Annotated in this window: 8 protein-coding genes; 3 read left to right on the forward strand and 5 right to left on the reverse strand. The window is 64.4% G+C overall.

Features of this window, described 5'->3' with window-relative positions:
- The first annotated feature begins 2 nt into the window (after positions 1-2).
- On the forward strand, positions 3-926 hold the full coding sequence (locus tag ACOZK4_RS12770) for a DMT family transporter (protein WP_421592197.1): 924 nt from the start codon (positions 3-5) through the stop codon (positions 924-926).
- On the opposite strand, the gene hemW is transcribed toward ACOZK4_RS12770, so the two are convergent.
- Genes hemW through rph form a run of 4 tightly spaced genes read right to left on the reverse strand, consistent with a single transcriptional unit; the run spans position 923 to position 3,922 of the window.
- Complete coding sequence (gene hemW, locus ACOZK4_RS12775) at positions 923-2,116, reverse strand: radical SAM family heme chaperone HemW (RefSeq protein ID WP_421592198.1); 1,194 nt, start codon at positions 2,114-2,116, stop codon at positions 923-925. The genes ACOZK4_RS12770 and hemW overlap by 4 nt on opposite strands.
- Before the next feature lie 7 nt (positions 2,117-2,123).
- The gene (gene rdgB / locus ACOZK4_RS12780) at positions 2,124-2,768 is read right to left on the reverse strand and encodes an RdgB/HAM1 family non-canonical purine NTP pyrophosphatase (protein WP_421592199.1); all 645 of its coding nucleotides are present in this window, start codon (positions 2,766-2,768) and stop codon (positions 2,124-2,126) included.
- 8 nt (positions 2,769-2,776) lie between these two features.
- Positions 2,777-3,193: a VOC family protein gene (locus ACOZK4_RS12785; protein WP_421592200.1), complete on the reverse strand. Its 417-nt coding sequence runs from the start codon at positions 3,191-3,193 to the stop codon at positions 2,777-2,779.
- A 9-nt stretch (positions 3,194-3,202) separates the two neighbouring features.
- Positions 3,203-3,922 carry a ribonuclease PH gene (rph, locus tag ACOZK4_RS12790; RefSeq protein ID WP_313529812.1) on the reverse strand — a complete coding sequence of 240 codons (720 nt, stop codon included), beginning with the start codon at positions 3,920-3,922 and terminating at the stop codon, positions 3,203-3,205.
- A 175-nt stretch (positions 3,923-4,097) separates the two neighbouring features.
- Here rph and hrcA point away from each other — a divergent pair, with 175 nt between their 5' ends.
- The gene (hrcA, locus tag ACOZK4_RS12795) at positions 4,098-5,177 is read left to right on the forward strand and encodes a heat-inducible transcriptional repressor HrcA (protein ID WP_421592201.1); all 1,080 of its coding nucleotides are present in this window, start codon (positions 4,098-4,100) and stop codon (positions 5,175-5,177) included.
- Between the two features lie 82 nt (positions 5,178-5,259).
- Positions 5,260-5,874 carry a nucleotide exchange factor GrpE gene (gene grpE, locus ACOZK4_RS12800; protein ID WP_313529817.1) on the forward strand — a complete coding sequence of 205 codons (615 nt, stop codon included), beginning with the start codon at positions 5,260-5,262 and terminating at the stop codon, positions 5,872-5,874.
- 73 nt (positions 5,875-5,947) lie between these two features.
- Here the strand turns inward: grpE and ptsN are convergent, their stop codons facing one another.
- Positions 5,948-6,412 (reverse strand): PTS IIA-like nitrogen regulatory protein PtsN, encoded by a 465-nt coding sequence (ptsN, locus tag ACOZK4_RS12805; RefSeq protein ID WP_298100574.1) that lies wholly within the window; start codon positions 6,410-6,412, stop codon positions 5,948-5,950.
- Between the last annotated feature and the right edge of the window lie 40 nt (positions 6,413-6,452).

The raw sequence follows: 6,452 nt of genomic DNA on the forward strand, positions 1-6,452 counted from the left end.
TCATGTCAAACCGTCCTATGACGACGATCGAATGGGGCCTGCTCATCGCGCTTTCCGCGCTCTGGGGCGGCTCTTTCCTGTTCAACGGCATTCTCGTGCGCGAGCTGCCGCCGCTCACCATCGTCGCCGCCCGCGTGGCGCTGGCGGCGATTGCGCTCTGGACCATCGTGCGCCTGTCTGGCCATGCCGTGCCGCGCGGCCGCGAGGTCTGGCTCGCCTTTCTCGGTATGGGCGTGCTGAACAATGTCATCCCCTTCTCGCTGATCGTCTGGGGCCAGACGCATATCGCCAGTGGCCTCGCTTCCATCCTCAACGCCACGACGCCGCTCTTCGCCGTCATCGTTGCCCATGTGCTGACGGAGGACGAGAAGATGACGGGTGGCCGGCTGGTGGGCGTGCTCGTCGGTTTTGCCGGTGTGGCGCTGATGATCGGCCCTTCGGTGCTGTCGGATCTCGGCACGAATGTGCTGGCGCAGCTGGCCGTACTGGGGGCTGCCGTGTCCTATGCCTTTGCCGGTATCTGGGGCCGCCGTTTCCGCCGCATGGGCCTGCCGCCGCTGCTGCCGGCTGCAGGGCAGGTGACGGCCTCCGCGCTGATCATGCTGCCCGTGGCGCTGGTCGTCGATCGTCCCTGGACGTTGGCCATGCCCTCGCACGAGGCCTGGCTCGCGCTGTTCGGCCTTGCCGTGCTCGCCACAGCCCTCGCCTATGTCATCTTCTTCCGCATCCTTGCGACGGCGGGGGCTACGAACCTGATGCTGGTGACCTTCCTCATCCCCGTCAGTGCCATCCTGCTCGGCGCGCTGGTTCTGGGCGAGGTGCTGGCGCCGAAGCATTTTGCCGGCATGGCGCTGATCGCCGTCGGCCTTGCAGCCATCGACGGGCGGGTGTTCAAGATGTTTGCGGACAAGCGCCGGTCGGCCTAGCAGGCGAGGTCGGCCACCACGGCATCGAGGATCAGCATTCCCGCCGGCGTGCAGCGCAGGCGGGAATTGCCGAGGCGCTCGATGAAGCCGTGCTCGATGAGGAACTGTTCGCGATCCGGGTCCGGCTCGCGGCCGGACAGGGCCTGCCAGCGCACGAGATCGATACCCTCTTTGAGGCGAAGGCCCATCAGCAGCAGCTCGTCGGCCTGCGCCTCGCGCTCCAGCAGCTCCTGGTCGACCATGCCGTGGCCCTCGGCCTCGACGAGGCTTAGCCAGCCCTCCGGCTTGCGCTCCGTGGCGGTCGCGATCTTCGCGCCGCCGGTCGTCAGCCGGCCATGCGCGCCGGGGCCGATGCCGACATAGTCGCCATAACGCCAGTAGGTGAGGTTGTGGCGGCTCTCGGAGCCGGGGCGGGCATGATTGGAGACCTCGTAGGCCGGCATGCCCTCGCGCTCGGTGATCTCCTGCGTCGCTTCGTAGAGCACGGCGGATTGCTCGCCGTCGGGCACGATCAGCTTGCCGGCCTTGTGCAGGCCGTAGAAGGGCGTGCCCTCCTCGATGGTGAGCTGGTAGAGCGAGAGATGGTCGACGGCGTAGGAGACGGCCTCCCTCAGCTCGCGGTCCCATTCCTCGACGGTCTGGTTGGGGCGGGCATAGATGAGGTCGAAGGACATGCGCGGAAAGATTTCTCGCGCGAGGCGGATGGCTTTCAGCGCATCGGCGACGTCATGCAGCCGCCCGAGGAATTTCAGGTCCCGGTCGTTCAGCGCCTGAACGCCAAGCGAGACGCGGTTGACGCCGGCCGCCCGGTAGCCGCGGAAACGCTCGGCCTCCACGCTGGAGGGATTGGCCTCCATGGTGATCTCGATGCCATCGGGCACATGCCAGTGGCGGGCGATGCCGTTGAGGATCGCGTCCACCGTCTCCGGCGCCATCAGCGAGGGCGTGCCGCCGCCCATGAAGATGCTGGTGACGGTGCGCGAGCCGGTGAGCCGGCGCATTGTCGCCATTTCCTTCAGGAAGGCCTGCACGAAGCGCGGCTGGTCGACCGGCTGGTGGCGCACATGGCTGTTGAAGTCGCAATAGGGGCATTTGGCGGCACAGAACGGCCAGTGCACATAGATGCCGAAGCCGGGATCGGAGAGATCCGCTGCCGAACTCGGCCGCATGTCGAAGGGCACTGCCGTCATGGATCGTTCAAGCCTTCAGGCAGGTTTCGACGAAAATCTTGAAGGCGCGCGCCCGGTGCGACAGCGCCGTGGCATCGCCGGGCTTCCAGCCGTGTTTTTCCTCCGCGCTCATCTCGCCAAAGGTCGTCGCGTAACCCTCGGGCTGGAACACCGGGTCATAGCCGAAACCCTTCTCGCCGCGCGGCGGCCAGACGACGGTGCCTTCGACCTCGCCACGGAAGAGTTCGGTGTGACCATCCGGCCAGGCGAGGCAGAGCACGGAAACGAAGCGCGCGGTGCGGTCCTTCGCCTCGGTCACGCCCTTGTCGGAAAGCGCCTTCTCCACCTTCTCCATGGCCATGGCGAAATCGCGCGTGCCGTCTTCCTTCTCCGCCCAATTGGCCGTGTAGACGCCCGGCGCACCGTCGAGCGCGTCGATCACGAGACCGGAATCGTCCGAAAGGGCCGGCAGGCCGGAGGCCTTGGCGGAGGAGAGCGCCTTGATGGCGGCGTTTTCCTCGAAGGTCGTGCCCGTTTCATCCGGCTCGTCGAATTTCAGTTCGGTGGCGGATTTGGCGGAAAAGCCGAAGGGGCCGATCAGGTCCTCGATCTCGCGGATTTTTCCCGCATTGTGGCTGGCGACGACGATCGTCTTGGTGTCGAGCTTGCGCATAAGGGTTCCTAGGCGATGTTCCATAGACCCGGCTCGGCACATTCGAGGCTGTTGCCGGCGGGGTCACGGAAATAGATGGAGCGGGCGCCGTTCGGCCAGCGAAAGTCCGCTTCGATGGTGATGCCGGCTTCTATGAGCTTTTTTACCCAGAAATCAAGCGCTGAGCCTGGAACACGGAAACAGGCGTGGCCGGCACCCGTCGCCCCGTGCACCGGCACGGGGAAGGCGTGCGGCGGTGGCGGCTGCACGGTCTCCTTCGGGTTGAAGATCAGGAGAACGCCCGGGCCGCAGCGAAAGAAGACGTGGCGGTCGGCCTGGCGGGTGATCTTTTCCAGCCCCAATATGCCGCCATAGAAGGCTTCCGCCGCGTCGAGGTCGTCAGCATAGAGCGCTGTTTCGAGAATGCCTTCGATCGCGGCGGTCATGGTCGAGCCTTATCCGGCAATCGCCTGCTTCTGCAGGGTGACGAGTTCGGCAATGCCGTTGCGGGCAAGCGTCATCAGGCTGGAGAATTCCTCCTCGGTGAACGGCTTGCCTTCGGCGGTGCCCTGGATTTCGACGATGCCGCCCGAGCCGGTCATGACGAAATTGGCGTCGGTCTCGGCGGCAGAATCCTCGAGATAGTCGAGGTCGATCACCGACTGGCTGGCGAAGATGCCGCAAGAGATCGCGGCGACATGATCCTTCAGGACCTTCTCGGTCTTGATCATGTTGCGCGCTTCCATCCACTTCAGGCAGTCGTGCAGGGCGATGAAGGCGCCGGTGATCGAGGCCGTGCGGGTTCCGCCATCGGCCTGGATGACGTCGCAGTCGATGGTGATCTGGCGTTCGCCAAGTGCTTCGAGATCGACGATGGCGCGGAGCGACCGGCCGATCAGGCGCTGAATTTCCTGCGTGCGACCGCCCTGCTTGCCGGTGGCGGCTTCGCGCCTCATGCGGTCGCCGGTGGCGCGCGGGAGCATGCCGTATTCGGCGGTCACCCAGCCCTTGCCGCTGTTGCGCAGCCACGGCGGCGTCTTGTCTTCCAGGCTTGCCGTGACCAGCACATGCGTATCGCCGAACTTGACGAGACAGGATCCCTCGGCATGTTTGGAAACGTTGCGCTCGAAGGAAACCTTGCGCATCTGATCGGTTTTTCTGCCGGACGGCCGCATGACGAACTCCTGTCTCATGATATATTGGAAGGTGCTTTAGACCAGTTCGCCGGATGAGGGAATGGCGCGACGGAAAGCCGGGCGATTTCTCGCGATGCTGCGTCGCGAAAATCCGTTTTGCGCTGATCGCCTAAATCACTATATTCCCCTGAAGTAACAAGGTTGTTGGCGAAAGATGGTTTTGCGATCCCCCGGTCCGGACATTCAGTCGGCGCTCGACGAGCGGTCGGGCGAGATTTTCCGCCGCATCGTGGAGAGCTATCTGGAAAGCGGCGAGCCGCTCGGCTCGCGTAACCTGTCGCGCATCCTGCCCATGTCGCTGTCGCCTGCCTCCGTGCGCAATGTGATGAGCGATCTGGAGGAACTGGGCCTAATCTATTCGCCGCATATCAGCGCCGGCCGCCTGCCGACGCAGCTGGGGCTCCGCTTCTTCGTCGATGCCTTCATGCAGATCGGCAACATCTCGGCGGAGGACCGCGCCTCGATCGAGCGGCATGTGCGTCCGCACGGCCAGAAGCATACGGCCGTCGAGACCATGATGAACGAGGCGAGCCAGGCGCTATCAGGCATGTCGCGTGGCGCCGGCCTCGTCATCACCACGAAGAACGACGCCGTGCTCAAACATGTCGAGTTCATCCGGCTGGAGCCGACCAAGGCGCTGGTCGTGCTGGTTGGCGATCACGACCAGGTGGAAAACCGTATCATCGAGCTGCCGGCCGGCGTGACGGGCTCGCAGCTCACAGAGGCCGCGAATTTCCTCAATGCCCATCTTGCCGGCAACACGCTGGTCGAGGCGCGCTCGCAGCTGGAGCGCCTGCGCGGCGAGATCAGCGGCGAGTTGGACAAGCTGTCGCAGGATCTCGTCGAGCGTGGACTTGCCGTCTGGTCCGGCGGCTTCGAGGAGGGCAAGCCGACGCGGCTCATCGTGCGCGGCCGGGCGAACCTGCTCGAAGGCCTTGCCGGTGCTGACGATATCGATCGCCTGCGCATGCTGTTCGACGATCTCGAACGCAAGGATGGCCTGATCGAGCTCCTGAACCTCGCGGAAACCGGGCCGGGCGTGCGCATCTTCATCGGCTCGGAGAACAAGCTGTTCTCGCTGTCCGGCTCTTCGCTCATCGTCGCACCCTATCGCGACAGCGACGAGAAGATCGTCGGTGCGGTCGGCGTCATCGGCCCCACGCGGCTCAACTATTCGCGGATCGTGCCGATGGTGGACTATACGGCGCAGCTGATGTCGCGGCTTTCGCGTTGAATTGCCCATCCACCCTTGATTTTTCGGGCTCAAAGCTCGATATCGGGCCCAACCTCAGGACACATGCAATTCGGAGTACGTCATGACCGACGAGAGCAAGAAACACGGACCTGACGACGTGGTGGATATCAGCCTGGCTGCGGATGCAGCGGCAGACGCCGCCGTCGAGGCCGACACCCCGTCCGAGCCGGATCCGCTCGACGTGCTGCGCGCGGAAAATTCGGACCTGCGCGACAGGTATCTGCGCCTTGCCGCCGAGATGGACAACCTGCGCCGCCGCACCGAGCGCGACGTGAAGGATGCCAAGTCCTATTCCGTCGCCGGTTTCGCCCGCGACATGCTGGCCGTCTCTGACAACCTGCGCCGCGCGCTCGACGCAATCCCGGCCGATGCGCTGGCAAACGACGAGAGCGTCAAGACGCTGGCCGAAGGCGTAGAAATGACCGAGCGTTCGATGCTGGCGGCCCTCGAACGCCATGGCGTGCGCAAGCTCGAGCCCATCGGTGAGAAATTCGACCCGAATTTCCACCAGGCGATGTTCGAAGTGCCGAACCCCGACGTTCCCAACAACACGGTCGTGCAGGTCGTTCAGGACGGTTACGTCATCGGCGAGCGCGTGCTGCGCCCCGCCATGGTCGGCGTCGCCAAGGGCGGCCCGAAGGCACCTGCCGGCGACGCGAGTGCAACGCAGGCCTGATCGAAGGCTTTGACGGACACAGAAAAACCGGCGGTCGCAAAACCGCCGGTTTTTTCATGCGAATTCGAAAGCCTCAGGCCGCGTTCGACGCGTGTTCTTCGCTGAGGCAGGCATAGATCGCGCTTTCGCTGTCGGAAGCGCGTAGCTTTGCGACCATGGCCGGATCGCGCAGCACACGGGCGATGCGCGAAAGGGCCTTCAGGTGGTCGGCGCCAGCACCCTCGGGCGCAAGCAGCAGGAAGACGAGGTCGACCGGCTGGTCGTCCAGGGCCTCGAAGTCCACGGGGGTTTCAAGCCTCGCGAAGAGGCCGGTGATCTGCGAAAGCTCCTTCAGCTTGCCGTGCGGGATGGCGATGCCATTGCCCACGCCGGTCGAACCGAGCCGCTCGCGCTGAAGGATGACGTCGAAGATCTCGCGTTCCGGAATCCCGGTGATCTTTGCCGCTTTTACCGCCAGTTCCTGAAGCAGCTGCTTCTTGGAATTGGCCTTCATCGCCGGAATAATCGCACTCTGCTGCAGTAGACCTGCCAATGCCATGCTTTTGTCCTCGTGCGCTGGGTGAAGGTTTGAAGAAGCG

The organism is Shinella sp. M27 (assembly GCF_049199905.1).
GTDB lineage: Bacteria > Pseudomonadota > Alphaproteobacteria > Rhizobiales > Rhizobiaceae > Shinella.